The organism is Rhodococcus sp. IEGM 1302, from assembly GCF_030056935.1.
Classification (GTDB): domain Bacteria; phylum Actinomycetota; class Actinomycetes; order Mycobacteriales; family Mycobacteriaceae; genus Rhodococcus_F; species Rhodococcus_F qingshengii.
Genome location: NZ_JASHKY010000008.1, coordinates 42,282 through 67,642, shown reverse-complemented (window position 1 = coordinate 67,642; position 25,361 = coordinate 42,282). Strand labels below are relative to the sequence as shown.

28 protein-coding genes are annotated in these 25,361 nt (G+C 62.1%); 18 read left to right on the top strand and 10 right to left on the bottom strand.

Going from position 1 to position 25,361, the window contains the following annotated elements; all coding sequences use genetic code 11:
• The first annotated feature begins 2 nt into the window (after window positions 1-2).
• From QM609_RS14645 to QM609_RS14630, 4 genes are read left to right on the top strand one after another with little or no spacing between them, the layout of a single operon-like run.
• Entirely contained in the window at window positions 3-377 is a 375-nt protein-coding gene (locus QM609_RS14645) for a DUF742 domain-containing protein (protein ID WP_007727785.1), read from the top strand.
• On the top strand, window positions 358-945 hold the full coding sequence (locus QM609_RS14640) for a GTP-binding protein (RefSeq protein ID WP_003940118.1): 588 nt from the start codon (window positions 358-360) through the stop codon (window positions 943-945). Before QM609_RS14645 ends, QM609_RS14640 begins: the two co-directional genes overlap by 20 nt.
• A 40-nt stretch (window positions 946-985) precedes the next feature.
• Window positions 986-1,780: an MHYT domain-containing protein gene (locus QM609_RS14635; RefSeq protein ID WP_003939865.1), complete on the top strand. Its 795-nt coding sequence runs from the start codon at window positions 986-988 to the stop codon at window positions 1,778-1,780.
• Window positions 1,781-1,833: 53 nt separating this feature from the next.
• A complete protein-coding gene (locus tag QM609_RS14630) occupies window positions 1,834-2,370 on the top strand; it encodes a P-loop nucleotide/nucleoside kinase family protein (protein WP_050654689.1) in 537 nt (178 codons plus the stop codon).
• A 12-nt stretch (window positions 2,371-2,382) separates the two neighbouring features.
• Here QM609_RS14630 and QM609_RS14625 read toward each other — a convergent pair whose 3' ends face one another.
• Both QM609_RS14625 and QM609_RS14620 read right to left on the bottom strand, forming a co-directional pair.
• Complete coding sequence (locus QM609_RS14625; RefSeq protein WP_007727787.1) at window positions 2,383-2,841, bottom strand: GNAT family N-acetyltransferase; 459 nt, start codon at window positions 2,839-2,841, stop codon at window positions 2,383-2,385.
• Window positions 2,842-2,897: 56 nt separating this feature from the next.
• Window positions 2,898-3,524 (bottom strand): helix-turn-helix domain-containing protein, encoded by a 627-nt coding sequence (locus QM609_RS14620; protein ID WP_081377535.1) that lies wholly within the window; start codon window positions 3,522-3,524, stop codon window positions 2,898-2,900.
• A gap of 33 nt (window positions 3,525-3,557) precedes the next feature.
• Between QM609_RS14620 and QM609_RS14615 the strand changes: the two genes are divergently transcribed.
• Window positions 3,558-4,586 carry an NAD(P)/FAD-dependent oxidoreductase gene (locus QM609_RS14615; protein ID WP_076948411.1) on the top strand — a complete coding sequence of 343 codons (1,029 nt, stop codon included), beginning with the start codon at window positions 3,558-3,560 and terminating at the stop codon, window positions 4,584-4,586.
• A 9-nt stretch (window positions 4,587-4,595) separates the two neighbouring features.
• On the opposite strand, the gene QM609_RS14610 is transcribed toward QM609_RS14615, so the two are convergent.
• The 3 genes from QM609_RS14610 to ctaD are packed head-to-tail and all read right to left on the bottom strand — an operon-like array spanning window position 4,596 to window position 7,344.
• On the bottom strand, window positions 4,596-5,015 hold the full coding sequence (locus tag QM609_RS14610) for a DUF5313 family protein (protein ID WP_042451127.1): 420 nt from the start codon (window positions 5,013-5,015) through the stop codon (window positions 4,596-4,598).
• Between the two features lie 55 nt (window positions 5,016-5,070).
• Window positions 5,071-5,544, bottom strand: coding sequence for a MarR family winged helix-turn-helix transcriptional regulator (locus tag QM609_RS14605; protein ID WP_003939892.1), 474 nt, complete (start codon window positions 5,542-5,544; stop codon window positions 5,071-5,073).
• 45 nt (window positions 5,545-5,589) lie between these two features.
• Window positions 5,590-7,344 carry an aa3-type cytochrome oxidase subunit I gene (gene ctaD / locus QM609_RS14600; protein ID WP_020970441.1) on the bottom strand — a complete coding sequence of 585 codons (1,755 nt, stop codon included), beginning with the start codon at window positions 7,342-7,344 and terminating at the stop codon, window positions 5,590-5,592.
• Between the two features lie 202 nt (window positions 7,345-7,546).
• Between ctaD and QM609_RS14595 the strand changes: the two genes are divergently transcribed.
• The gene (locus QM609_RS14595; RefSeq protein WP_007733403.1) at window positions 7,547-8,698 is read left to right on the top strand and encodes an NADH:flavin oxidoreductase; all 1,152 of its coding nucleotides are present in this window, start codon (window positions 7,547-7,549) and stop codon (window positions 8,696-8,698) included.
• A gap of 64 nt (window positions 8,699-8,762) precedes the next feature.
• Here QM609_RS14595 and QM609_RS14590 read toward each other — a convergent pair whose 3' ends face one another.
• Window positions 8,763-9,611, bottom strand: a complete 849-nt coding sequence (locus QM609_RS14590) for an aldo/keto reductase (RefSeq protein WP_050654691.1) — start codon at window positions 9,609-9,611, stop codon at window positions 8,763-8,765.
• A gap of 130 nt (window positions 9,612-9,741) precedes the next feature.
• On the opposite strand from QM609_RS14590, the gene QM609_RS14585 reads away from it, so the two are divergent.
• The 3 genes from QM609_RS14585 (at window position 9,742) to QM609_RS14575 (ending at window position 13,021) form a co-directional block, all read left to right on the top strand.
• Entirely contained in the window at window positions 9,742-10,338 is a 597-nt protein-coding gene (locus QM609_RS14585) for a class I SAM-dependent methyltransferase (protein ID WP_050654692.1), read from the top strand.
• Window positions 10,339-10,404: 66 nt separating this feature from the next.
• The gene (locus tag QM609_RS14580) at window positions 10,405-12,036 is read left to right on the top strand and encodes an ABC-F family ATP-binding cassette domain-containing protein (RefSeq protein WP_030535395.1); all 1,632 of its coding nucleotides are present in this window, start codon (window positions 10,405-10,407) and stop codon (window positions 12,034-12,036) included.
• A gap of 145 nt (window positions 12,037-12,181) precedes the next feature.
• Window positions 12,182-13,021 (top strand): aldo/keto reductase, encoded by an 840-nt coding sequence (locus QM609_RS14575; protein ID WP_003940402.1) that lies wholly within the window; start codon window positions 12,182-12,184, stop codon window positions 13,019-13,021.
• Window positions 13,022-13,033: 12 nt separating this feature from the next.
• On the opposite strand, the gene QM609_RS14570 is transcribed toward QM609_RS14575, so the two are convergent.
• The 3 genes from QM609_RS14570 to QM609_RS14560 all read right to left on the bottom strand — a co-directional run bounded on the left by QM609_RS14570 (window position 13,034) and on the right by QM609_RS14560 (window position 14,514).
• On the bottom strand, window positions 13,034-13,609 hold the full coding sequence (locus QM609_RS14570; RefSeq protein ID WP_003939856.1) for a TetR/AcrR family transcriptional regulator: 576 nt from the start codon (window positions 13,607-13,609) through the stop codon (window positions 13,034-13,036).
• A complete protein-coding gene (locus tag QM609_RS14565) occupies window positions 13,610-14,023 on the bottom strand; it encodes a VOC family protein (protein WP_021332241.1) in 414 nt (137 codons plus the stop codon).
• A gap of 74 nt (window positions 14,024-14,097) precedes the next feature.
• Window positions 14,098-14,514, bottom strand: coding sequence for a hypothetical protein (locus tag QM609_RS14560; protein ID WP_003940252.1), 417 nt, complete (start codon window positions 14,512-14,514; stop codon window positions 14,098-14,100).
• 109 nt (window positions 14,515-14,623) lie between these two features.
• Here QM609_RS14560 and QM609_RS14555 point away from each other — a divergent pair, with 109 nt between their 5' ends.
• From QM609_RS14555 to QM609_RS14530, 6 genes are all read left to right on the top strand, one after another.
• Window positions 14,624-14,947 carry a helix-turn-helix transcriptional regulator gene (locus QM609_RS14555; RefSeq protein ID WP_003940147.1) on the top strand — a complete coding sequence of 108 codons (324 nt, stop codon included), beginning with the start codon at window positions 14,624-14,626 and terminating at the stop codon, window positions 14,945-14,947.
• On the top strand, window positions 14,940-15,485 hold the full coding sequence (locus tag QM609_RS14550) for a hypothetical protein (RefSeq protein WP_003939943.1): 546 nt from the start codon (window positions 14,940-14,942) through the stop codon (window positions 15,483-15,485). The genes QM609_RS14555 and QM609_RS14550 overlap by 8 nt, the downstream gene beginning before the upstream one ends.
• A gap of 43 nt (window positions 15,486-15,528) precedes the next feature.
• Entirely contained in the window at window positions 15,529-16,425 is an 897-nt protein-coding gene (locus QM609_RS14545; protein WP_003939757.1) for an ABC transporter ATP-binding protein, read from the top strand.
• Window positions 16,422-17,615 carry an ABC transporter permease gene (locus QM609_RS14540; RefSeq protein WP_283337300.1) on the top strand — a complete coding sequence of 398 codons (1,194 nt, stop codon included), beginning with the start codon at window positions 16,422-16,424 and terminating at the stop codon, window positions 17,613-17,615. Before QM609_RS14545 ends, QM609_RS14540 begins: the two co-directional genes overlap by 4 nt.
• Window positions 17,616-17,709: 94 nt before the next feature.
• Entirely contained in the window at window positions 17,710-19,197 is a 1,488-nt protein-coding gene (locus QM609_RS14535; RefSeq protein WP_003940141.1) for an acetyl-coenzyme A carboxylase carboxyl transferase subunits beta/alpha, read from the top strand.
• Entirely contained in the window at window positions 19,194-20,234 is a 1,041-nt protein-coding gene (locus tag QM609_RS14530) for a hypothetical protein (protein WP_007733419.1), read from the top strand. The genes QM609_RS14535 and QM609_RS14530 overlap by 4 nt, the downstream gene beginning before the upstream one ends.
• A gap of 4 nt (window positions 20,235-20,238) precedes the next feature.
• Here the strand turns inward: QM609_RS14530 and QM609_RS14525 are convergent, their stop codons facing one another.
• Window positions 20,239-21,510, bottom strand: coding sequence for an MFS transporter (locus QM609_RS14525; protein ID WP_050654693.1), 1,272 nt, complete (start codon window positions 21,508-21,510; stop codon window positions 20,239-20,241).
• Window positions 21,511-21,688: 178 nt separating this feature from the next.
• Here QM609_RS14525 and QM609_RS14520 point away from each other — a divergent pair, with 178 nt between their 5' ends.
• The 3 genes from QM609_RS14520 to QM609_RS14510 all read left to right on the top strand — a co-directional run bounded on the left by QM609_RS14520 (window position 21,689) and on the right by QM609_RS14510 (window position 25,354).
• The gene (locus QM609_RS14520; protein WP_003940009.1) at window positions 21,689-23,605 is read left to right on the top strand and encodes a propionyl-CoA synthetase; all 1,917 of its coding nucleotides are present in this window, start codon (window positions 21,689-21,691) and stop codon (window positions 23,603-23,605) included.
• Window positions 23,606-23,697: 92 nt separating this feature from the next.
• On the top strand, window positions 23,698-24,543 hold the full coding sequence (locus QM609_RS14515; protein WP_020970454.1) for a mycofactocin-coupled SDR family oxidoreductase: 846 nt from the start codon (window positions 23,698-23,700) through the stop codon (window positions 24,541-24,543).
• Window positions 24,544-24,844: 301 nt separating this feature from the next.
• A complete protein-coding gene (locus QM609_RS14510; RefSeq protein ID WP_228232225.1) occupies window positions 24,845-25,354 on the top strand; it encodes a hypothetical protein in 510 nt (169 codons plus the stop codon).
• Window positions 25,355-25,361: the final 7 nt, after the last annotated feature.

Genomic DNA, 25,361 nt, shown 5'->3' with positions numbered 1-25,361 from the left:
CGATGCCTCACCATCAATCCGAGTACGACGACGCCGAACCGAGCTTGGTCCGGCCGTACGCGCTCACCGAAGGTCGGACCCTGCCGTCCATCGACCTCCCACTCGAAGCGATCATCGCGACGATCGAAGACGCGGTCTCGAACAATCTTGCACCGCAGGATATTCGTGCATCGATCGTCGCACTCTGCGAGCAGCGGATCTCGGTTGCCGAGATCGCTGCCCACCTGGGTGTTCCGATCGGAGTCGTGCGGGTACTGGTCGCCGACCTCGTAGTAGCCGGATCACTGGAAATACATGCCACTCTGCGAAGCGACGCATCTCGAGTCGAGCGACGCGAACTGATCGAAAGGACCCTCAGTGGACTTCGGGCACTCTGACTCATCGTCTCGCGTGAAATCGACAAAAATCGTGATCGCCGGGGGTTTCGGTGTTGGCAAGACAACACTTGTGGGGACCGTCTCCGAAATCGTCCCCCTTCGCACGGAGGCCATGGTCACCGACGCCAGCGACGGTATCGACAATCTCGGATCCACTCCCGACAAGAGCACCACGACCGTCGCGATGGACTTCGGGCGCATCACTCTCGCCGACGACCTGGTCCTCTATCTGTTCGGAACCCCGGGACAGCGCCGCTTCTGGTTCATGTGGGACGACCTGATCACCGGTGCGATCGGTGCGGTCATTCTGGTCGACACGCGTCGCCTGGAAGACAGCTTCGCCGCAGTCGACTTCTTCGAGGCGCGAGGCCTCCCGTTCATCGTGGCGGTCAACCGTTTCGACGGCGCACCAATCCATTCGGCGAGCGATCTCCGCCAGGCGTTGGCTCTACCCAACCGGGTTCCCATGATCGAGATCGACGCCCGAAACCGCGAATCAGCCAAACGCGCGCTGATCGCCGTCACCGAATACTCCCTCGAACGACTTGCAGCTGAAGCAGTCGTCTAGATGAATCACCAGATGCGAATCGTCGCCGAAAGGAACTGGCATGTCGGATGAAATGCACCATTTCTCGATGGGAATCTGGCTGCTCGGACTCGCCTACGTCGTGTCCGTGGTCGGGTCGGTAGTCGGCCTGGCGTGCACCAGGCATTCAGCGTCGGCGACGACAACCGCCACACGCATGCGATGGCTCGCCATGGCTGCCTTGTCGATCGGTGGCGTCGCCATCTGGCTCATGCATTTCATCGCCATGCTCGGCTTCGCGGTCCCCGGCAGTCCCATTCGATACAACCTCGGATGGACCGTGATCTCCGCGATCATCTCAGTAGGGGCCGTGTTTGTCGGCCTGCTGATCATCGGGACCGAATTTCGCTGGACGCGGCTTCTGATCGGGGGCGTGGTAACCGGTCTCGCCGTGAACATCATGCATTACACGGGCATGCGCGCCTTGCGCTTTCAGGGCGAGATCCACTACGACCTGCTCTTCGTTGCACTGTCGGTTCTCATCGCAGTCGTCGCCGGAACCGCTGCACTGTGGTTCACCATGGTGCTCGAGTCCACGATTCTGCGTTTTGTCGCCGGAATCATCATGGGCATCGCTGTCGTCGGTATGCACTACACCGGAATGGCCGCTGTCGAGGTTGTTCACGACGCGGCAGCCCCGGCGCCACAGGGACTCGAAGTGTTCTCGTTCCTCTTCCCTGTCTTCGTTCTCGGCCTGCTGGCGTTGGCAGTTCCGATTGTCGCAGTGCTGACAGCACCCAACCGCGCGACGGCACGAATGGAATCCGCCGCCGACGATCTGGCGTTCGAAGCACGAGAGTTCGCGATCTCGAACTGAGCAGAGTACGGGGCGAGTTCACGTAAATCGACAACGCCCCGTACATTTCGGGGATGGTGGATGCCGGACACAACCCCCAGCCATCGACTCGCGCAACGCTGGTCGTGATCGGTGGTTTGCCGGCCACCGGCAAGTCGACGATCGCGCGGGCGCTTGCGCAGCGTCACCAAATCCCCTTCGTGCGGATCGATACCATCGAACAGGCGCTGATCCGCAGCGGTATCGCTGACGGGTCCGGGACCGCCGGATACATCACCGGGTACGCGCTCGCCGCCGAACAATTGCGACTGGGACTTTCGGTCGTGGTCGAATGCGTCAACCCCGTCGAGGCGACACGAAACGCCTGGTCCGCTACCGCACAACATAATTCGGCGCGCCTGCTCGGTGTCGAGGTCATCTGTTCGGATCCCGACGAGCATCGCAGACGCGCTGAACGGCGAGTCGTCGACATCCCGGATCTCGTACTACCGACGTGGCAGGAAATTCTGGATCGAGACTACGAGCCGTGGACTACGGAACGGCTGGTGCTCGACACCGCAATCATGGACTCCGACAGTGCAGTACGACGCATCACAGCCAAGATGCTGTAGCGTGCGAGCTGCTCACAAGGTGAGAACGAAGAATGCGCTGTTCGGGTCTTCGCGGTAGTTCCCGAACGGTGGACAAGGCACGAACCCGAATTTCGCGTACAACCGGCGAGCTGGATCGAAGAACTCTTGCGTACCGGTCTCCAATTCGAGTTGCCGGTAACCTCGTTGTCTCGACTCGTCCACGACGTGTTGAAGAAGTCGCGTTCCCACGCCACGCCCCCTTGCTGCCGATGACGTTCGCATCGACTTGATCTCGCCGCCCGCCGACGACCGTTCCTTGAGTGCGACGCAACCGAGTAGCTCGTCACCTTCGCTCCACAGCGTCCACATGGTCACAGAGATATCCATCAGCCCCGTGACGTCCAGCGCGTGAACGCTGTCCGAGGGCGAGGTCGCGTGCATGTCGGCGAGATGTTCGGTGAGTAGAGCACGGACCGCATCCCGACTCAGGTCGTCAATTTCGATTCGCACAGACCCTCACTATCCTCTTCGCTTCCGGCAGCATCGAATGAAAGTATGACTGTCCGTCACTTCGCCGAAGGCCTGGCCCGAACGTGGATGCGTTCTCCTTGGGGGCCGAACAGACTCAGTACCTCGACCGGGCCGCGCCCGTCACTGCCGAACCAATGCGGGTTTCGGGTGTCGAATTCAGCAGCTTCACCCGTACCCATCACGATGTCGTGATCGGCCAACACCAACCGCAACCTCCCCGACAACACGTACAGCCATTCGTAGCCGTCGTGCACTTGGGGATCCGGTTCCGTCTGGCTTGCCGGGATGGTCATCTTGAATGCCTGCAACCCACCCGGTTGCCGAGTCAGCGGCAATACCGTTCGCCCACTGACGCTTCGAGGCGCACTCTGGATGCGTGGATCGGCGACCTGCGGTGCCGCCACCAGTTGGTCCAACGGCACTTGGTGGGCAAGCGCGATCGGAAGCAGCAACTCCAAGCTCGGGCGACGCTCCCCCGCTTCGAGCCTCGACAGGGTGCTCTTCGAAATACCGGTGGACTCGGACAGCGCTGTGAGTGTGACGTTCCTCTGTGTACGAATGCGTTTGAGGCGCGCGCCGATCTGCGAGATGGCGGCATCGATGTGCGGACCGTTGACATTCATGGTGCCGAGTCTGACGGCGATTCCCAGAAATGGCAACATTAGTTGCTGAAGAACCCCCTCCGCGAGCAATCTGTGCTCATGCGAACACACACTGAAACTGAGATCCTCGACGCCGTGATCGTCGGCGGTGGCGCCGCCGGACTCAGCGCAGCCCTGGTGTTGGGTCGTGCTCGGCGCTCGGTCGCCGTCATCGATTCCGGCAAACCGCGCAACGCACCGGCAGCACACATGCACGGCTTCCTCTCGCGCGACGGCATGGCGCCACGTGAGTTGCTCGCCGTCGGACGCAGCGAATTGCAGACGTACGGAGTGGAATTGACACAAGATGACGTAGTCGACATCTCCTGGCGCGGTATCGAACCCGGCTTTGTCGTCGAACTTTCAGGAGGCACGACGCTCGAAACTCGTACTGTGCTGGTTGCCACCGGTCTACGGGATTCACTCCCGGAAATACCAGGCATCCAGGAGCTTTGGGGACAAAGCGTGCTCCATTGCCCGTACTGCCATGCGTACGAGATCAGCGACCAACCGATCGGCATTCTCGGCGCAGACGCTCGGGAGATGTCACTTCACCAGGCGCTTCTACTCCGACAGTGGTCGTCGGATGTGACGTTCTTCCCCCACAAGATCTCGCTCACCCCCGACGAACGCGCGCGACTGGCTGCGCGTGGGGTGACGGTTGCCGACGGATCGGTATCTGGATTGATCGGTGAGAGAGGCGAACTGAGGGCCGTCGAACTCGACAACGGCCAGTTGGTCCCTCGCTCAGCATTGTTCGTTGCGCCACGTTTCGTTCCGAACGACGCACATCTGACGCGACTCGGCTGCAAAACCAGCCCCACGGGATTCGTGGCTGTCGATCGTTCCGGCGCCACCAGCGTTCCGGGCGTCTGGGGCGCCGGCAACGTCGTCGACCCTCGCGCTCAGGTAATCAATGCTGCGGCGGCAGGTTCGACCGCGGCAATCGCGATCAACGGATATCTGGTCGAGCAAAATGTCGAATCGGCTCTTCGTTCGACCGAGCCAGAAGGGGGCTTCTCGGCGACCGTGGAGCAACGCGTCTGTGAGATGAACGGCGGCAGCACCCTCCACGGCATGTGACCGAGGTGTCTACGTCGCGGGGCCGCCGTGCAACTTCTCGTAGGCGGCCTTCTCGGCGTCGTGGCGCGAGATCTTCTTCGGGTTCTCGAGGTCGGAAGGCAAACCGTGACGCTCGAGGCGGCGCGACCTGTTCTGAGCCATGTAGGAGACCGAATAGAACAGTGCCAGAAGCACTCCGAGCAGCACCATCGATGCCCGCAGGGCCCACGGTCCGGGGAAGAGCATGAAGGCCGCGAACACTGGAATGAACGGCACCATGCTTCGGATCAGGTGACGCGGCACGGCCCAGTCACCGATCAGGTCGTTTCGTACCCAGTCCTGCATCGAATCGGGCAGTTTGCGCCCCACTGAATAACCCAACCACTGAAGAGGATTCGGGCTCGTACGTTGCTTTTTGGAAGTCACGGAAGTCACCTGTTCGGTACGCATCGACGGTACTGACGCAGTCATCACGTTTCTTTCGGATGCAGTCATCACATTTCTCTCATTGGTCCAAGGCTCCGGCGCGGAGCGCGGCCTCGTTGACCCGCGTCAGAACATTGTGGAGTTCTTCGAGTTCGGCGAGGCTGACGCCGAGCTTCGCGACAACCGCCGGCGGGATCTTCTCCGCCTCCGCGCGCAGTGCCACACCGGCTTCGGTGAGGTCCACGTCCAGTTGCCGTTCGTCGGCGCGGCTACGGGTTCGCGTGATCAGCCCGGACGCCTCGAGTCGCTTGAGGAGCGGCGACAGCGTCGGCGAATCGAGTTGCAGTGCCTGCCCGATTTCCTTGACCGCCATCGGCGACTTTCCCCACAGTGCCAGCATCACCAGGTACTGGGGATGCGTGAGGCCCATCGGCTCGAGCAGTGGCCGGTAGACGGACAGCACCGCCCGGTTCGCGACCGCAAGTGCAAAGCACACCTGCCGGTCGAGAGCCAGCGGATCATCCATCTGCGTCTGCGGAGCCTTCGTCGTCATGAATCCGATGTTATCAGATTAATTAGTGCAGCAACTATTATTGCACTAATCAATCTGGCGATGATCGTCACTCTTCTCCAACGTCGACGTGGGTTGCCCGGTGAGACCCACGTGCGCTTCCGCCCTCATTCGCTCCACCATGTGCGGGTAGTGCAGCTCGAACGCCGGGCGCTCACTGCGGATGCGCGGCAACTCGGTGAAGTTGTGACGCGGCGGCGGGCAGGTGGTTGCCCACTCCAGCGAGTTTCCGTAACCCCACGGATCGTCGACGGTGACAACTTCGCCGTAGCGGTAGCTCTTGAAAACGTTCCAGATGAACGGAAGCGTCGAGGCACCGAGCACGAAGGCAAAGATCGTGGACACCGAGTTCAGCACCGTGAACCCGTCCGAGGGCAGGTAGTCGGCATAGCGACGCGGCATCCCCTCGCCGCCGAGCCAGTGCTGAACGAGGAACGTGCCGTGGAAACCGACGAACGTGGTCCAGAAGTGCCACTTGCCGAGACGCTCGTCCATCATGCGACCGGTCATCTTCGGGAACCAGAAGTAGATACCGGCGTACGTGGCGAACACGACCGTACCGAAGACCACGTAGTGGAAGTGGGCGACGACAAAATACGTGTCGGTGACATGGAAGTCGATCGGCGGGCTCGCGAGAATGACACCCGACAGACCACCGAAGAGGAAGGTGATCAGGAAGCCGACCGAGAACAGCATCGGCGACTCGAAGGTCAACTGCCCCTTCCACATCGTGCCGATCCAGTTGAAGATCTTCACACCTGTCGGCACGGCGATCAGGAACGTCATGAACGAGAAGTACGGCAGGAGAACAGCACCCGTCGCGTACATGTGGTGAGCCCACACCGCGATCGACAGAGCTGAAATCGCCAGTGTCGCATAGACCAATCCGGTGTACCCGAAGATCGGCTTACGGCTGAAGACCGGGAAGATCTCCGAGACGATGCCGAAGAACGGCAGCGCGATGATGTACACCTCGGGGTGACCGAAGAACCAGAACAGGTGCTGCCACAACAGAACTCCACCCGACGCAGGGTCGAAGATGTGTCCACCGAGGTGACGGTCGACGAACAGACCCATGAACGCAGCGGTCAGCAACGGGAACGCCATCAAGATCAGAATGCTGGTGATGAAGATGTTCCACGTGAAGATGGACATCCGAAACATCGTCATACCTGGTGCGCGCAGGCAGATCACGGTGGTGATCATGTTGACCGCACCGAGAATGGTGCCGAGGCCACCGACCGTCAGACCGAAGACCCACAGGTCGGCGCCGACGCCGGGACTGTGCACCGCACCCGACAACGGGGTGTACGCGGTCCAACCGAAGTCGGCAGCGCCGCCCGGCGTGAGGAATCCGCCGAGAACGATGAGACCACCAAAAGTGAAGAGCCAGAACCCGAATGCGTTCAGACGCGGGAACGCCACGTCCGGGGCACCGATCTGCAGCGGAAGTATGTAGTTCGCGAAGCCGAAAACGACGGGCGTCGCGTACAGCAGCAACATGATCGTGCCGTGCATGGTGAACAACTGGTTGAACTGCTCGTTCGAGAGGAACTGCATCCCGGGGACAGCCAGTTCCGCACGCATGAACAGGGCCATCAGGCCGCCGATCAGGAAGAACACGAAAGCCGTGATCATGTACATGATCCCGATCTTCTTGTGATCGGTGGTCTTGATCATGTCGAACATCCACGACCCCTTGGGATCACGGCGCTTCGGGTACGGCCGCTCCGGAATCGGCTCCAACTCTCCGGTCCGCTCGTCCGGCACCGTTGTCGTCATGCTCGCGCGTCCTCTTTCGTGCTCGATACCGCCTCAAGAACTTTCCGCACGACCATATCGCATGTTAATAGTTAATGCACAAACTAAGTGTGGTCGACGTGAGCATCTATCGAAAACCGAACGTACGCAACCTTTTGCAGATTTCGGTGAGATAAAGTCAGGCGGCGGAATAGGTCGAGGGTCCGCCGCGTTGAACAAACCCGTGACTCTTCCCGACACATCGACAGCACCCGAGGCCTCCGCGTTGCGCGGCCTCTTCGAGCCTTTCGAGGTCAAATCACTCTCGTTGCGTAACCGTTTCGCCATGGCCCCGATGACGCGCGCCTTCTCGCCGGACGGAATCCCCGGCGCCGACGTAGCCGAGTACTACCGTCGTCGCGCAGCAGGTGGTGTCGGCTTGATCATCACCGAAGGCACGTACATCCCGGACCCGGCAGCCGGCCCGCACACCCGCGTACCGCGCATCTACGGCGATTCGAGCCTGGGTGGCTGGAAGTCGGTTGTCGACGCCGTCCACGCCGAAGGCGGATCGATCATTCCTCAGCTGTGGCACCTCGGAGTCGAACGCGGCGAGAACTCGCGCCTGAACCCCGAGGTCGAAACCGTCAGCCCCTCCGGCCTGGCACTGGACGGCACCCGCCTGGGACGAGAATTCACCACCTCTGACCTCGACGACTTGAAGCAATCGTGGGTCGACGCCGCACTCAACGCGAAGAACACCGGCTTCGACGGTCTCGAGTTGCACGGAGCACATGGCTACCTGCTCGACGAATTTCTCTGGGCGGGAACCAATGTCCGAACCGACGGATACGGCGGATCACTCGAGGCCCGCACCCGTTTCCCGGCCGAGGTCGTCGCCGCAATCCGAGAGGCCGTCGGGGACGAGTTCGCGATCGTCTACCGATTCTCGCAGTGGAAGTCCGGCCATTACGACGCTCGTATCGCCCAGAGCCCGGCAGAACTCGGCCGCATCCTCACTCCCCTGGTCGACGCCGGCGTCGACGTTCTGCATCCGTCCACGAGGCGTCATTGGGAACCGGCATTCGCTGAACTCGACGGTGAAGACGGCACACTCGGCCTCGCCGGTTGGACGAAGAAGCTGACCGGGTTGCCGACCATCACCGTCGGTTCGGTCGGACTCGATTCCGTGTTCACGACGGCATTCACCGGCGAAGCTGCATCTGCTGTCACCGGACTGGAGCGTCTCGAAGCTCAGTACGAGAGGGGTGAATTCGACATGGTTGCCATCGGGCGCGCGCTGCTCGCCGATCCCGAGTGGGTCGAGAAGCTCCGCACCGGACGCGCGGACGAGCACATCGCATTCACCGCAGAACATCGCACACACCTGAACTGACCTCGCACGACAAAACGGCACTCCCGCAATTGTGGGAGTGCCGTTTGTGGGTCTGCCGGAAGTACTAGCTGCCGAGCGTGACCGGGTCGGGGCCGATGCGGCCGGCCGGGTCGTCGAGAGCACCGATTGCGTTGATCTGTTCCGGTGTCAGTTCGAATCCGAAGACATCGAAGTTGGCGGCGATACGTTCGGGGGTCACCGACTTCGGAATCACCACGTTTCCGATCTGCAGGTGCCAGCGAATGATCACCTGAGCCGCGGTGACGCTATGAGCGTCGGCGATAGCGGTGATGACGGGGTCGCCGAGAACGGTTCCCTGTCCGAGCGGGCTCCACGCTTCCGTCGCGATTCCCTTGCCGGTGTGAAAGGCGCGCAGTTCTGCCTGGTTGAACTTGGGGTGAAGCTCGATCTGATTGAGGACCGGCACCTCACCGGTTTCGCCGATGACGCGCTCGAGGTTCTCGATGGTGAAGTTGGAGACGCCGATGGATCGAACCCGTCCGTCGGCCTTGAGCTTCTGGAATGCCTTGAACGTCTCGACGTACAGGTCCTTGGACGGAACCGGCCAGTGGATCAGGTACAGGTCGAGGTACTCGAGACCCAACTTGTCGAGGCTCGCGTCGAATGCCGCAAGCGTCGAGTCGTAGCCTTGGTCGTCGTTCCACAGTTTTGTCGTGATGTAGAGGTCTTCGCGGGCGATGCCGGATTCGGCGATCGCGCGGCCGACGCCCACCTCGTTGCCATAGATCTTGGCGGTGTCGATACTGCGGTAGCCGGTCTTCAGGGCTGTGGAGACGGCTTCCTGCGTCTCGTCGTCCGGAACCTGGAACACACCGAATCCGAGTGCGGGGATCGTCTTACCGTCGTTCAGAACAATGGTCGGTACAGAGGTCACATCGTTGGTCTCGGTCATATGTGGATCCAACGCACGGGTGCCAGGAGGCATTCCCCACCGAACCTCCTCTTCGCACCCTTGTCGCACCCGAAATGCCGGTCTACCTTGGAATACAAGTAATCGAATCGCCTCGAGAAAAGAGAGAGCGATGAATCTCGGATATCGTCTCGCCTACAAGGTCGGCGTCACTCCGTGGGAGCACACCGGGCACGGGTTCGACGCTCAACTGTCCGGCCTTCTGGATGCGATTCCCGTCCCGGAAGGTGGCCGTGCACTCGATATCGGTTGCGGCACCGGACGCCATTCCATCGAGCTGGCGCAACGCGGGTGGCACGTCACCGGCGTCGACGCCGAACAGGAACCGCTGGACAAAGCGCGCATACACGCGCGTGAAGCACACGTCGACGTCCGGTTCCTCCACGAGGACGCGGCAGACCTGCACATTGCCGTCGACGGCGGGCACATGCTGGTGCTCGACATCGGCTGTTTTCACGGGCTCACCGATCATCAACGGCGGGACTACGGGAGATCCGTAAACGCGATCACCGCACCCGGGGCGTCCATGGTGATGTTCGCATTCGGACCGGGGCACCGTTGGCCGATGCCACACGGCGTCTCGGAGGAGGACGTCATGCGAGCATTCGACGGTTGGTCGATGGCCTCGAGCATGGCCGCGGACGTGAGTGAATCGCCACTTCCGGTCCGTGCGGCACATCCGTGCTGGTATCACCTGGTCCGTGGCTGACTGCTGTGCGCCTTTATTAACCGCCCGCGGTTAATAAAGGCGCACAGCACCGGGGATACTTCTCAGGTGACTGCAACACTGCGCATCAGCGGCCTCTCTGCTTCCCGGGGAGAACGCACCCTGTTCTCCGACCTCGACCTCACCGTTGCCCCCGGCGACGTCATCGGCCTCGTCGGCGCGAACGGCGCCGGCAAGTCGACGCTTCTCACCGCACTGGCCGGAATCGGAACCGCCGACGTCGAAGGTTCGATCATCCTCAGCCCGCCGGATGCTGCGGTCGGTTACCTCGCGCAGGAACCCGATCGCATCGAGGGTGAGACCGTCCTCGAGTTCCTCGGCCGCCGCACCGGCGTCGCCCACGCCGAGGAAGTCATGAACGCCGCAGCCGAAACCCTGGCCGAAGCCGAAGAGGATCTGTACTCCCCGGCACTGGAACGCTGGCTCGCTCTCGGCGGCGCCGACCTGCTCGAGCGCGCCGAGAAGGTGGTCGAAGAACTCGGTCTCGGAGTTCCACTCGATGCACATATGACGGCATTGTCCGGCGGTCAGGCCGCGCGCGCCGGCCTCGCGTCACTGTTGCTTTCGCGCTACGACATTCTCTTGTTGGACGAGCCCACCAACGATCTCGACCTACGCGGTCTCGAGCAGTTGGAGCGATTTGTCGCCGAGACGCGCGCAGCACTGGTTGTCGTGAGCCACGATCGCGAGTTCCTCTCGCGCACCGTCACCGGAATCGTGGAACTCGATCTGGCACAACAGGACATCGCCGTGTACGACGGCGGCTACGAGTCGTACCTCGCCGAACGCGAGATCGCCCGCCAGCACGCACGCGAGGCGTTCGAGGAATACGCAGGCACCCGCTCCGATCTCGAAGATCGCGCACAGATGCAGCGCAACTGGATGGAACACGGCGTCCGCAACGCGCGTCGTAAAGCCAAGGACAACGACAAGATCGGACGCGGATTGCGGACCGAGTCGACGGAGAAGCAAGCCGCGAAGGCCCGCCAGACTCAACGCCGCATCGAGCGACTCGAAGTCGTCGAGGAACCGCGCAAGGAGTGGGAACTTCGCATGGAGATCGCGGCGGCGCCGCGGTCCGGTTCCGTTGTCGCAACCACGAACGGCGCCAAGGTAACTCGCGGTCAGTTCACGTTCGGTCCGGTCACGACGCAGATCGACTGGGGCGATCGGATTCTCGTCACGGGCGCGAACGGGGCAGGCAAGACCACCCTCCTGAACGTCCTGCTCGGCAAACTCGTCCCGGACGAGGGCATCGCGTCGCTGGGTTCCGGTGTCGCGATCGGTGAGATCGATCAGGCGCGTGGATTGTTCGAAGGTGATCAACCAGTCGTGGAGGCCTTCGGTGCGCAGGTTCCGGACTGGCCCGATGCCGATGTCCGCACTCTCCTCGCCAAGTTCGGCCTGCGCGGACACCACGTACTCAGATCTGCCGCTTCCCTGTCCCCCGGCGAGAGAACAAGGGCTGCACTTGCTTTGCTCCAGGCTCGCGGCGTGAACCTACTGGTACTGGACGAGCCGACGAACCATCTCGACCTTCCGGCGATCGAACAGCTCGAGCAGGCAATGGAGTCGTTCGAGGGAACCCTCCTTCTGGTCACTCACGATCGACGCATGCTGCAGTCCACCCGAAGCACGCGCCGGTGGAGAATGGAGAACGGACAGCTCTTCGAGGAGTAGCCGATCGACTCTGCTTGCGCAGACAACCCGCGTGTGCAACTATTTATCAGGCGCACGCAATAGTTGCATGCGCGGCATAGGTGGCCCGCGGATGACATGATCCCCCGTCGAGCTGCCACATCCCAGTCCCGAAAGGCACTCTTCAATGTTGTCGATCCCCGACCGCACACTGACTCACGGAACCACCGGCGAGCCGATCACCATCCCGCAACTCGGGTACGGCGTTTTCCAGGTACCGGACGCACAGACCGAAGAGGTCACTGCCGCAGCTCTCGAGATCGGCTACCGCCACATCGACACGGCCGCGATCTACGGAAATGAAGCCGGGGTCGGCCGCGCCATCGCAGGTTCGGATATCCCTAGGTCAGAGCTGTTCGTCACCACCAAGCTGTGGAATGACGATCAGGGCCACGACCGAACACTCGCCGCTTTCGACACCAGCCTCGACAAGCTCGGACTCGACTACGTCGACCTCTATCTGATTCACTGGCCCGCGCCGGCAAAGGGCCTGTTCGTCGAGACCTGGGCGGCATTCGAGCAAATTCTCGCCTCCGGCCGCACCCGTGCGATCGGCGTGTCCAACTTCCTGCCCGAGCACCTCGAACTGCTGGCCCAGCACAGCGCGACCACCCCGGCCGTCAACCAGATCGAATTGCACCCCAGACTGCAACAGCACACTTCTCGGGAGTACGCCCAGAGTCGCAGCATCGAAATCGAGGCTTGGAGCCCATTGGGACAAGGAACCATCCTCGACGACCCGGCCATCGGGAAAATTGCTGCAGCACACGGCAAGAGCCCGGCACAGATAATTCTGCGCTGGCATCTCGAACAGGGTCACACCGTTCTGTCGAAGTCGGTCACGCCTGCACGCATGCGCGACAACGCCGCAATCTTCGACTTCGCACTCGATGCCGACGAGTCAGCGGCCATCGCAGCGCTGAACACCGACAGCCGTGTCGGGCCTGATCCAGTCGAATTGAACTGAATCGAAACGGCTTCAAGAATTTTCGTGGGGAGTCAACGTCAGCAGCACAGAATCGACGGACTGCTCGGCCAGGAGCGCGTCCAGCGGTAAGTGACGGAACAACGCTCGGTAATAGATCGGCGACGCCAGCGCGTCCAGGACGAAGTCCAGGTCGAAGTCGCTCCGTATGTCGCCGCGTAGGCGCGCCGATTCCAGCACTGCCGCAGTGGAATCGCGTCGAGGCTGAAAGAATGCCGACTGGAAATCCCGCGCCAATTCCGGGTCCGCCGCCAGATCCGCGACCAACGCGGGCAGGATCCGCCCGACTACCGTTTCGCTCAGCCCCACAACCAATGTCGTGATGCCGGCGACCAGGTCTGCCCTGAGATCGCCGGTGTCCGGCGTTGGATCAGTGCCGATGTGCGCCACGACGACGTCCACCACCAGATGCCGCTTCGACGGCCATCTCCGGTAGATGGCGGGTCGATGCACGCCCGCTCTCGTCGCCACCGAACCAATCGACAGCTCCGCATATCCGTTCTTCCCCAACAACTCCAGGGTTGCCGCCAGAACGGCGTCGTCGATCCGCTCGTCGCGGGCGCGCACCATCTACAGCACCGGCCGCGGCATGAGCACCAGACGCCAGCCGTCGGGATCTTCGAAAGTCATCCCCGCATTCTCCTCCCAGTACGGATTCTCGGCGCCAACGGGTTCGTGCCCTGCTTCCCCCAACCTCTGAACTACCTCGTACATCGCCGACTCGCCGGCGAAGTAGAGCACCAACAGGTTGTCCTGCGTCGGCGCCGGGCACGGGCTTCCGTCTTCGTGGGTCGTGAATTCGAGGTGATAGTTCGAATCCGGCAGACCCAGCATGATTCCGTCGTACCCGGCATGACCGGAGAACCGGTAGAGCTCTGGCAATCCCAGACAGTCGCGATAGAACGCAATCACGTCGTCGAGCCTGTCGGTGGGTCGCGCTACGCGCACTTGCACTACTGCGAGGTCGTTCGGCCAAGTTGTCATTCCAAAACAGTACAGTACGTACCGTAATGTTTCGAGAAAATGGCTGCCAGCCTCCCGACGGCAGCTCGCTTCAACTACAAGCGATCATTCTCCGGAAACGCCGCCTTGGGCATGAACTTCGGCCTGGCGAACAGCACAGACAGTTTAGTGGGCTGCGACTCCACCGGGCGATCGGACCGGTACAGCAACGCCTGCTGCGGGGTACTCACCCATTCACTGGCGAAGATCTCACCGAGGCGCGAAACCGGCACGTGCGACCCGTCCTCGAGTCGAACGGTGACGTCCGCCCCGATGTCCGACTGGCCGTACACGACCCACCACGATTCGCCTTCCACATCCCCCGGAGTGTGCTGCCCGATACCGATGACTGCACCCTTCTCCATCGGATCGCGCCAGACCGCTTCGCGCCCTTGCGGTCCCACGCAGTAGCTACCATCCTCGCGCACCTGCACGACCAGGCCGGACTCTTCGAGCACCAACTGTTCGACCACTATGCCAAGCCCCTTCCGTTGCCCGAACCTTATCCGCCGGCACGCCCCAGAAGCGGAACAATCGCGGTTCGTGTTGACAAACTGTTGGGTTTTTACAACACTTTGATGCATGAGCCCAGTCCGGCGGGGAGACGCGCTCCCCATCTTCAATCGCATCGGAGTGCTTCGCGCCGAGCGGAAGATGAGCCGGGCACAGCTTGCGCAACTCGTCGACGTGAATCCGCAGACGGTGGGGGCACTCGAACGCGGTGACCACTACCCCAGCCTGGATCTTGCATTCCGAATCTGCTGGGTGTTCGACCTCCCGGTGGAGGCGGTGTTCTCCCGGACGGAGTTCGGGCCGCTGTCGACGGAGGTCTACCGGAATGCACCGTCGACGGAGGTCTACCGATCTGACCGCACTACCGAGGGGAGTGAAAAGCCAAGTGCCTGAATCAAATCTGATCGACCGCTACCAGGCCCACCGCACTCGGCGGTTCCTGCAGAACGAGGAGACGTTCCGACATTGGCTCCCGAATTGGCGAACCCGTCGACGTCGGCGCGTACTCGTCGTCGCCCTGGCGGTCCTGTTCACCACGATGGTTGCCGTCAGCACAGCATGCCTGTTCAATCCGCTCTTCGCCGTGGCATGGCCGGTCCTCACCCTGCTGTTCCTGCCGACGTGGTCCTCACTTCAAATCGTGTCGGGCCGGCAAGGGGATGCTCCGCGGCAGGCGTTGGACGAATGGGAGATCCAGCAACGCAACGACGCTCGCTCCGTCGGGCTCAGCGTGACCCAAACGTTGGTCTTCATTGTCGCCATTTTCCTCATTTTCACCTCGTCGGTGCAGTGGAATGTAGAGAGGCTGCCTTACACGGGAGGTTTATTGGCACTGACTGCAATGCTGATCGGCGCGTGCACGCCCGCGATGATTCTCTCGTGGACCAATCCAGACCCGGATCCGATTGATTCGGAAGAGTTCGATCTCTGACCCGTATTACCGAAGCGCACCACTCGACCGATGGGAAGGACCCATGTCAGCCACCCTCACGATCGACGGCATCTCGAAACGCTACGGCGACGTCGTCGCACTCGACAACCTGAGTTTCGAAGTGCGCCCAGGCGAGATCTTCGGATTCGTCGGCAGCAACGGCGCCGGCAAGACGACCACGATGCGCATTGCGCTGGGTGTGCTCGGAGCAGATTCGGGAGAAGTTCGCCTCGGCGGCAAACCCGTCGACCTCGACGTGCGTCGCACTATCGGATACATGCCGGAGGAACGCGGCCTCTACCCCAAGATGAAGGTGGGAGCGCAACTTTCCTATCTGGCCGAGCTACACGGACTGTCGAAGGCCGACGCGCACGCGGCCACTGAGCGGTGGACCGAACGTCTGGGCATCGCCGAACGCGTCAAGGACACCGTCGATTCCCTGTCCCTCGGTAATCAGCAACGTGTGCAGCTCGCGGCGGCGCTGGTTCACGACCCATCGGTACTCGTTCTGGACGAACCGTTTTCGGGCCTCGACCCCGTAGCAGTCGATGTCATGAGTGACGTGCTGGTCGAGAAGGCTCGCACCGGCGTTCCCGTAATCTTCTCCAGCCATCAGCTGGATCTGGTGGAGCGCCTGTGCGATCGCGTGGGCATCATCAGCCGCGGCAGCATGCGAGAGATCGGAACCGTCGACGAGCTACGAGGCAAGGGCGACGGCCGAATCGAAGTCTTCGCCCCTGACGCGCCGGTCGGTTGGGCACACCATCTGATCGGTGTCACCACACTGAGCCACCTCGACGGCCGAACGCTCCTGAGCGTCGACGGCACGGCCGACGATCAGCAGATCCTGCACGCAGCATTGAAAACCGGACCGGTGCACGAGTTCACGCTACGACGTCCGTCACTGACCGATCTGTTCCGAGAGGTAGTAGCCGCATGAGCAACCAGTTGAGCGGAGGTCGAGCCATCGGGCTGGTCGCCCGACGCGAATTCATGACGCAGATCTCGAAGAAGAGTTTTGTGATCAGCAACGTCATCATTCTGGTCGCGATCATCGGCGGCATCATCGCCTTCTCGCTCTTCTCCGGCGGCGACGAGGACAAGTCGAAGATCGGCTTGGTCGGCAACCAATCACTCAGTGCCACGATGGTGTCCATCGGCGACACCCTCGGAAATCCGGTGACGGTAACGGAGGTTTCCGACGACGGCACCGCGCGTGATCAAGTCAAGGACGGCGACCTCGACGTGGCCGTGATCGCTGGATCGGGCGGCGGCGTCACTGTCGTGACCAAGAAGGAAGTAGCCACGAATCTGCGGGCCGTCATCGAGAGTTCAGTTGTACAGCAGGCACAATCGAATGCGCTTTCCGCTGCGGGGATCGACCCGGCTCAGCTCGCCGAAGCCACGTCCACCGCAGTGGTCACCATCGATGCCATCGATCCCCCGGATCCCGAACAGGGCCAACGTATAGCGATGTCGATCGCTGCTGTGGTGCTCCTGTACATGCAGATCCTGTTGTTCGGAACGTACGTGGCGATGGGCGTCGTCGAGGAGAAGTCCAGCCGTGTCGTCGAGTTGCTGCTCTCCACTCTCCGTCCACTGCAGTTGTTGTGGGGCAAGGTTCTCGGAATCGGTGCTGTCGGCCTGATGCAGATGGCTGCCTATGCCGTCGCGGGCGTCGCCACCGGACTGGCGACGGGCGTCCTGACCGTGACGGGCACCGCAATCGGCGTTCTGTTCGGCACTCTCGGGTGGTTCATTCTCGGCTTCCTCTTCTTCGCCGTGCTGTACGCCGCGGCCGGGTCCATGGTCTCGCGACAGGAGGACGTCAACGCCACCGCGATGCCTCTCGCGCTGCTCGTCATGGCAATGGTCAGCGTGGCTTTCGTTTCGGTGAGCAATCCAGAAGGAACCCTGAGCAACGTGTTGAGTTGGATTCCGCCGTTCTCGGCAATCCTCATGCCCCTGCGCATTTCCGCCGGTGTTGCTTCTCCGTTCCAGATCGTGGGAACGATTCTGCTGATGCTGGTGGTGACCGCTGCGCTGTCGATGATCGCGGCAAAGATCTACCAGCGCTCCATCCTTCGCATCGGCAAGGTCGTTTCGTGGAAAGAGGCGTTCGGACGCTGATTTATCCGGCACACAACTGACGCCACACGATCCCGGCAGCACCCCGTCCAGGTAGGTTCATCCTGGACGGGGTGCTGCTTACTTGGAGGACGTTGTGCGAATCTCGGCCGAAGAACTACTCACTGCGGTACTCGATCCCGAGAGCTTCGTCTCTTGGGACTCCCCGCCCGTCGACGTCGGACCTGGCGCGAAATACGCGGAAGACCTGGCGAAGGCCCGCGAGAAGAGCGGAGTTGACGAGTCCGTCGTCACCGGTGTGGGTACGGTTCGGGGCCGTCGGGTCGCGGTAATTGCCTGTGAATTCAGCTTTCTCGCCGGTTCCATCGGAGTCGCCGCGGCCGAGCGGATCGTGACCGCCGTCGAACGTGCTACGGCAGAACAACTCCCGCTGCTCGCCTCGCCCACCTCCGGCGGAACGCGGATGCAGGAGGGCACCGTCGCCTTCGTTCAGATGGTGAAGATCGCTGCGGCAGTGGCTGTTCACAAAGCGGCACACCTGCCCTACCTGGTTTACCTGCGCAATCCCACCACCGGCGGAGTCTTTGCCTCGTGGGGATCCCTCGGCCACATCACCGTCGCGGAACCCGGTGCTCTGGTGGGATTCCTCGGACCCCGTGTCTACGAATCGCTGTACGGCGAAAAGTTTCCCGACGGTATCCAGACGTCCGAAAACTTGTATCGCAACGGCGTGATCGACGGCGTCGTCCCCGTCGACCGCCTCCGTCTGCTGGTCAACCGAGCGTTGTGCGTGCTCACCGATCCCCCGGCCCCGGCGGCCACGGACCCGATTCCCTCACCCGAGATTCCCGATGTTCCCGCCTGGCAGTCGGTGATGCTCTCGCGCCGGGCCGATCGACCCGGCATCCGGCAGTTGCTCCGCCATGCCGCAACTGAACAGGTACCGCTCAGCGGCACCGGGCAGGGTGAAACCGACAAGACGATCTTGCTCTCGCTCGCCCGCTTCCGAGGCTTTCCGTGCATCCTGCTCGGCCAAGACCGCAGTGGCCAATCCGCGCTCACCACGATGGGACCGGCCGCGCTCAGGGAAGCGCGACGGGGCATGAAACTTGCCGAAGAACTACAACTCCCGCTTGTCCTCGTGATCGACACTTTGGGCGCGTCGCTGTCCAAAGAAGCTGAAGAACGTGGACTGGCCCCTGAGATCGCCCGTTGCATCGCCGACCTCGTGACGCTGAAGACCCCGACAGTGTCGGTGTTGCTCGGCCAGGGAACAGGCGGCGGGGCGCTCGCGCTGCTGCCCGCCGATCGGGTACTCGCGGCACAGAACGGGTGGCTCGCTCCCCTGCCGCCGGAAGGCGCAAGCGCGATCGTCCATCGCGACATCAGTCACGCACCGGAGATGGCGGCAGCGCAGGGCATTCGTTCGTTGGATCTGCTTCGAGACGGCGTGATCGACGCGATCATTCCCGAAACGCCTGACGCGGCCGACGAACCCGTGGAATTCTCCAAGAGGGTAGGGGCTGCGATAGCGCACGAACTCTTCGTGCTTGCCGAAGAGTCGGACACCGATCGCCAGTCCTCCCGTATCGCGCGCTATCGAAACCTGGGAGTTCCGCAATGACGACGAAGGACCGGAATGCGCTGACGCTGCCGCACAGTTACGACCGCGCGGCACTCGCTCGTTTCGAATTGTTCCTGTTCGCGGGCATCGCCACCGTGCTGATCACCCGCGCATATCTGGCGGCAACGGGCTATCCCCAGATCGGGGGCGGCGCCCTCCACATCGCACACGTTCTCTGGGGCGGATTGCTGATGGCCGTAGCCATCGTGGCGACCGCCATCACCGAAGGCTCTCGCACGCGTGACCTGGCCACGCTCGTCGGCGGAATCGGGTTCGGTCTCTTCATTGACGAGGTCGGAAAATTCGTCACCGCCGACGTCGATTACTTCTACCAGCCTGCCATCGCGATCATGTACGTCGTCTTCGTTCTCTTCTATCTTGCCGCGCGCGAGGTGGTGATTCGGCGCGGAATGAATGATCGTCATCGGCTCGCCATCGGGGCGCGAGCGCTCTCGGACCTCGCTCTCGGTCAGCTCGACGAGATCCAGTACAACCACGCCCTCCGCGTACTCGACGGCGTCGAAGACCGCAGCCTCACCGACCTCGTCGATTCGATCAAAGCCGGCCTGCATTCACAGACTCCGCCGACCGGCGGTATCGAATCGAAGATCACTCGTGGCCGCAACGCGTTCTTCCACCGTGCCGAGGAACTGCTCCGGCACCGGGTCGTCCGCCGACTGGTACTGACCCTGTTCGTACTGCAGGCTCTTCTGGCGATTGTCCAGGTGATCTACGCGTTGGTTTCCGAGAACGTCGTCGAGGCCGACGACGTCTCCGACCTGGTGGTCCAGATCTCCACCGTCGCAACCGGAGTTCTTGTGGTTCTGGGAGTGTGGTTCCTCTTCCGCGGTCCGTACCTGCGAGCCCTGAGACTCCTGCGTGCATCCCTCATCGTGAGTCTCCTGGTGACGCAGGTTTATCTGTTCACGCAGGACCAGTTCGGCGCGCTTTTCGGTTTCGCAGTGTCACTGTTCATGCTCGCGACACTTCGCATCGCGATTCGAAGCGAAGAGTCCGCCGCAGCTCTACCGCAGTAATCCTCTACCGCAGTGGGACCGCAGGCCGACTCGGTAGATCGCGGATCCCGCGGAGCGGGCTGAAGAGCAGGACCAATCCGCACGGCGCGATCAGGCAGGCCATGATCCACATCGTCCCGCGCGGTCCCACTGCGTCGCCGAGGTAGCCTGCCGTCAGCGCACCGAGCGGAATGCTGCTGTGCAGCAAGAACATACTCGTTGCCACCACTCGTCCGAGGCGGTCCGGCGGACAGTAACTTTGACGGAAACTGCCGAGCACCACGTTGCACGACACGACGCCCGCAACCATCACCATGCCGCCGATGCAGAACCAGAACAGGCCGGCACCGTACGTCGTCAGAGGTGCTAACAGGATGAACGGTCCCGTCACCAACTGACAGGTGAGAACGCTTCGGGCAGTGCCGAATCTGCGGCCGAGCGGGCGCGCGATCATCGATCCGACAATTCCGCCCACCCCGGCAATCGCCAGGAGAAGCCCGAGTCCGAACTCCCCCACGCCAACCGTCTTTTCCAGGAACACGATCTGGATCGTGGAGTACCCGGTGAGACCGAAATTGAGCAGAGTGCCGTAGACGACGATCGACCGCAGATACGGATCACCGGCGACGAATCGCAGTCCGAGCGCAATCTGGCGTCGCAACGGTTCTCGCTGATTCTGTCCGCGATGGACGGTCTCCTGCACACGAATCAGCCAGATGCATACGAAGCAGAAGGCGAACGTGAACGCGTCGACAACCAGACCGGCCGCGAGCCCGACAGTTGCAACCACCAGCCCACCGACGCTTGGGCCGATCACCCGAGTTGCGGCCTCGGCGCCCTGAATCTTCGAGTTCCCTTCGACAAGATCCGCTTCGGCGAGCACCGTGGGGAGATACGAGTGATAGGCCGCCTGGAAGAAGACGGTGGCTGTACCGGTGAGCAGCGCGACCAGGAGCAGGTGGCCGTATGTCATCGCCTCCAGGAAGCCGGCGATCGCGATGCTCGCGAAGAACAGCGCGCACGCAGCGTTCGCGATCATCATGATCGGGCGCCGAGGCAGCCGGTCGATCCAGGCACCGGCTGGTAGTCCGACGATCAACCACGGCAACCACACTGCCGATGCCAGCACACCGATCCGGAAGCTACTCGCGTCCAGTTCGCGAAGCGCGATCAGCGGCAGTACGACGGTCGTGACACCGTTTCCGATACCGCTGACTGCGTCGCCGGTCCACAGAAGTCGGAAGTCACGCAGAGCGAGGACTCCCCAGAAGCCTGCGCGTTGCGCTGCACCTGTCACATCGATCCCCCCTTTCAGTCCCTGCCCTATCCCACCCCTGCGCGCCACTGGCCGACGGGACAGGCCCGCCCGGCGCAAAGGGACGGTACCCGCACCGCTACTGAGGCGCACCGCACTGACGGTGACCTAAGGTGTTTCAGGTCACCGGTAAGCGAAGTTCACGAGAGGACACACGTCGATGAGCTCTTCCGAGCAGGCGTCCCACACCACGTATGCCGACGCATATCGCGAGAGCATGGATCAGCCGGAGAAGTTCTGGCTCGACGCTGCGCGGGCCGTCGACTGGGATGTCGCCCCCACGAAGGCTCTCGACGATTCTGCCGCGCCGATCTATCGCTGGTTCCCGGATGCTTCGCTCAACACCAGTTTCAATGCCCTCGATCGGCACGTCCGCGACGGCCGCGGCGATCAGACCGCGTTGATCTTCGACTCCGCGATGGTCCCCACCAAGGCCACGTACACCTACGCCGAATTGCTCGAGCAGGTCTCACTCTTCGCCGGCGTCTTGAAAGATCAGGGTGTGGTGGCGGGCGACCGCGTGATCATCTACATGCCGATGATCCCCGAGGCTGCGATCGCGATGCTCGCGTGTGCGCGAATCGGCGCGGTGCATTCGGTGGTGTTCGGCGGCTTTGCGGCCAAGGAGCTCGCAACCCGTATCGACGACGCCGGTCCAGTGGTGCTCGTGACGGCGTCCGGCGGCCTCGAACCCGGACGAACAATCGAGTACCTGCCGATGGTCGAGAAGGCTCTGCAACTGTCCGCCACTCCCGCGCACACCGTGATCGTGAAGAATCGCGAGCAGATTCCCGGTGCAGCTTCCGACTACAAGTCAAGTGCCGCAGCCTGGTTCGACTGGGACGAGCTGATCGCCGACGCCACCCCGGCCGACCCGGTGTCGGTCGCCGCGACGGATCCGCTCTACATCCTCTACACCTCGGGAACGACCGGTAAGCCCAAGGGCGTCGTCCGGGACAACGGTGGCCATGCCGTTGCGCTGACGTGGACCATGAAGAATCTGTACGACATCAGCCCAGGACAGGTGTGGTGGACCGCCTCCGACGTCGGCTGGGTGGTCGGCCACTCCTACATCGTCTACGGACCGTTGCTCGCCGGAGCCACGACGGTCATGTACGAAGGCAAGCCCGTCGGCACCCCCGACGCCGGTGCGTTCTGGCGCATCATTTCCGAATACAACGTGTCGGCACTCTTCACCGCTCCGACAGCGATCCGCGCGGTCCGCAAGGCCGACCCGGACGCAAAAGAGCTTGCCAAGTACGACATCTCGTCGCTCGACACACTCTTCGCGGCCGGCGAGCGCTTGGATCCCGACACCTACGAGTGGGCTACTCGGATTCTCGATCGCCCGGTGGTCGATCACTGGTGGCAGACAGAAACCGGTTGGGCCATCTGCGCGAATCTGCGCGGCCTCGAACCCATGGAGATCAAAGCGGGCTCACCCACCGTCGCCTGCCCCGGATACCGCGTCGAAATCGTCGACGGCAAGGGCGAACTCGTGGGTCCGGGCACCGAGGGCAACATCGTGATCGGCCTGCCGCTTCCTCCCGGAACACTCGCCGGACTGTGGCGTGACGAGGACCGGTACGTGAAGTCCTACCTGTCGACTTTCGAAGGGTATTACCTCACCGGCGACTCCGGGTACATCGACGAGGACAACTACGTCTTCGTGCTCGGACGAAGTGACGACGTGATCAACGTTGCCGGACATCGCCTTTCGACCGGAAGCATGGAGGCCGTCGTCGCCGGCCACCCGGCTGTCGCCGAATGCGCGGTCATCGGCATTCACGACGAACTCAAGGGGCAACGGCCGAGCGGTTATGTCGTGCTCAAGTCCGGCGTCGACATCGATCCCGAAACACTCCGACAGGAACTGGTCGCGCGGGTGCGAGACCAGATCGGTGCCGTCGCCACGTTCCGGGACGTCACCGTCGTCGCCGCACTACCGAAGACTCGTTCCGGCAAGATCCTCCGCAAGACCATGCGGCAGATCGCCGACAACGAGGAGTACACGGTCCCGTCGACCATCGAGGACGCGAGCGTATTGGACGAGTTGTCCAAACTCCTTCGCGGATAAGGATTCAGCGAATTCCCCTGTCCCTCTGCCTCCGGACGTAGCAGTATGAACACGTTCCAGTTTCGGCGATTCACACGGACAGGGGAAGTTCGATGGGCAATTTGGACGGTCAGGTCGCATTCATCACCGGAGCGGCGCGTGGTCAAGGGCGCGCGCATGCCGTCAAGCTCGCGTCCGAGGGCGCGGACATCATCGCGGTGGATCTCTGCGCGCCGGTCGCAACGGCGGGGTACGACATGGCCACCGAAGCCGACCTCGCCCAGACCGTCGCCCTGGTCGAAGCTCAGGGCCGGCGTATCGTCGCATCCGTCGCGGACACTCGCGACCTCGATGCCCTGAAATCAGCGGTCGACGCCGGAGTCGAGAAACTCGGCCGACTGGACATCGTGATCGCCAACGCGGGAATCGCGGCGTCGGCGAAATTGTCCTGGGACCTGAGCGCCGAAGAGTTCCGCGAGCTGATGGACATCAACGTCACCGGCGTCTGGTTGACGACCAAGGTGTCGATTCCGCACATCATGAACGGCAATCGAGGTGGATCCATTGTGTTGATCAGCTCGATGGCCGGGCTTCGAGGCGTGCCGGGGATTGCACATTACTCCGCGTCCAAGCACGCCGTTCGGGGGTTGGCGAAGTCTCTGGCCAACGAACTCGGCTGGGCAGACATCCGAGTCAACTCCGTACACCCGGGCAATGTGCGAACGACGATGATCGACAACGAACCGATGGTTCGTGCGTTCCGTCCAGACTTGGAGAATCCTGTCCTCGCCGATACCGCTCCGATCATGTCGAAGCTGAATCTGCTGCCCCACCCGTGGGTCGACCCCGAAGTGATTGCGGATGCGGTGTTCTATCTGGTGGGGCCGGCCGGGCGCGGGATCACCGGCATCGCGTTGCCGATCGATCTCGGCACCTCGGAAAAATTCGCCGGCGGCTGAAGGCCCGAACTGATGCAGAATTGCCTCTGCCGGATGGGTCTCGAGCACCATCCGGCAGAGGCAATTCCGGCTTGATCAAGCCTTCGTAGCAACAGAACAAGTAGTCGACAACCTCATAGGCGCTCCTCGTCTGGTGTGGGAAAAACCGTTGTGGGATGCGCAACAAACCCAAGACCCAGCGTAGAAGCATTTGGCCGCAAACGCGCGTCATTCGGCACTATTTTTTTGGATTCGGGCATACTGGACAACGCTCCCACCACGTATTATGGACCCGAGTTCACACTTACAGGGGGTAGGCACAGTGACGGTCAAATACGCCGTAATGGACCCGATTCACGGAAAAGTCGAGATCTCGTTCGATGTCGACACGGGGGTCGTCGACGTCCGAAACGGCAACTCACACGCTCTGTTGACGCGTCGAGTCGATGCCCCGCGCCGTGAAGGCACACCCATCGGAACGCGCGCCGCCGCCGACTTGTTCTTCACTGTCGGTGGCGACGAAGTCGAACTCACTGTCGGCAAAGGGTTTCTGTCCCGTCGCTCGTACTCTGTCTCGGCACTCGTCTACGGCGTGAGTTTGAACTTCGCCCCAGTCGACGACGCGAACAGTGCATTCACCCGCGACGGATTGCGGATCGGGCACTTCTCCAAGAACGAGGAATCCGATCCCAGACAGACCGACGCAGTCTGGTCGAGCACGCCGAGCACCGACGAACTTGTCATCGGTTACGCCCTGGCCGAAGCCTTCGATTGCGGAGCACTCAACGGTGCTTTTGCGTTGATCGAATCACTGGTGCTCGGCGGCGGATAGAGACCAC

What these genes read in the sequence shown, in the direction of transcription:
- QM609_RS14645 (WP_007727785.1), top strand. Translation starts at nt 3, where the DNA reads ATGCCTCACCATCAATCCGAGTACGACGACGCCGAACCGAGCTTGGTC.
- QM609_RS14635 (WP_003939865.1), top strand. Translation starts at nt 986, where the DNA reads ATGTCGGATGAAATGCACCATTTCTCGATGGGAATCTGGCTGCTCGGA.
- QM609_RS14630 (WP_050654689.1), top strand. Translation starts at nt 1,834, where the DNA reads ATGGTGGATGCCGGACACAACCCCCAGCCATCGACTCGCGCAACGCTG.
- QM609_RS14620 (WP_081377535.1), bottom strand. Translation starts at nt 3,524, where the DNA reads ATGTTGCCATTTCTGGGAATCGCCGTCAGACTCGGCACCATGAATGTC.
- QM609_RS14610 (WP_042451127.1), bottom strand. Translation starts at nt 5,015, where the DNA reads ATGCGTACCGAACAGGTGACTTCCGTGACTTCCAAAAAGCAACGTACG.
- QM609_RS14605 (WP_003939892.1), bottom strand. Translation starts at nt 5,544, where the DNA reads ATGACGACGAAGGCTCCGCAGACGCAGATGGATGATCCGCTGGCTCTC.
- ctaD (WP_020970441.1), bottom strand. Translation starts at nt 7,344, where the DNA reads ATGACGACAACGGTGCCGGACGAGCGGACCGGAGAGTTGGAGCCGATT.
- QM609_RS14590 (WP_050654691.1), bottom strand. Translation starts at nt 9,611, where the DNA reads ATGACCGAGACCAACGATGTGACCTCTGTACCGACCATTGTTCTGAAC.
- QM609_RS14585 (WP_050654692.1), top strand. Translation starts at nt 9,742, where the DNA reads ATGAATCTCGGATATCGTCTCGCCTACAAGGTCGGCGTCACTCCGTGG.
- QM609_RS14575 (WP_003940402.1), top strand. Translation starts at nt 12,182, where the DNA reads ATGTTGTCGATCCCCGACCGCACACTGACTCACGGAACCACCGGCGAG.
- QM609_RS14570 (WP_003939856.1), bottom strand. Translation starts at nt 13,609, where the DNA reads ATGGTGCGCGCCCGCGACGAGCGGATCGACGACGCCGTTCTGGCGGCA.
- QM609_RS14565 (WP_021332241.1), bottom strand. Translation starts at nt 14,023, where the DNA reads ATGACAACTTGGCCGAACGACCTCGCAGTAGTGCAAGTGCGCGTAGCG.
- QM609_RS14555 (WP_003940147.1), top strand. Translation starts at nt 14,624, where the DNA reads ATGAGCCCAGTCCGGCGGGGAGACGCGCTCCCCATCTTCAATCGCATC.
- QM609_RS14545 (WP_003939757.1), top strand. Translation starts at nt 15,529, where the DNA reads ATGTCAGCCACCCTCACGATCGACGGCATCTCGAAACGCTACGGCGAC.
- QM609_RS14540 (WP_283337300.1), top strand. Translation starts at nt 16,422, where the DNA reads ATGAGCAACCAGTTGAGCGGAGGTCGAGCCATCGGGCTGGTCGCCCGA.
- QM609_RS14530 (WP_007733419.1), top strand. Translation starts at nt 19,194, where the DNA reads ATGACGACGAAGGACCGGAATGCGCTGACGCTGCCGCACAGTTACGAC.
- QM609_RS14520 (WP_003940009.1), top strand. Translation starts at nt 21,689, where the DNA reads ATGAGCTCTTCCGAGCAGGCGTCCCACACCACGTATGCCGACGCATAT.
- QM609_RS14515 (WP_020970454.1), top strand. Translation starts at nt 23,698, where the DNA reads ATGGGCAATTTGGACGGTCAGGTCGCATTCATCACCGGAGCGGCGCGT.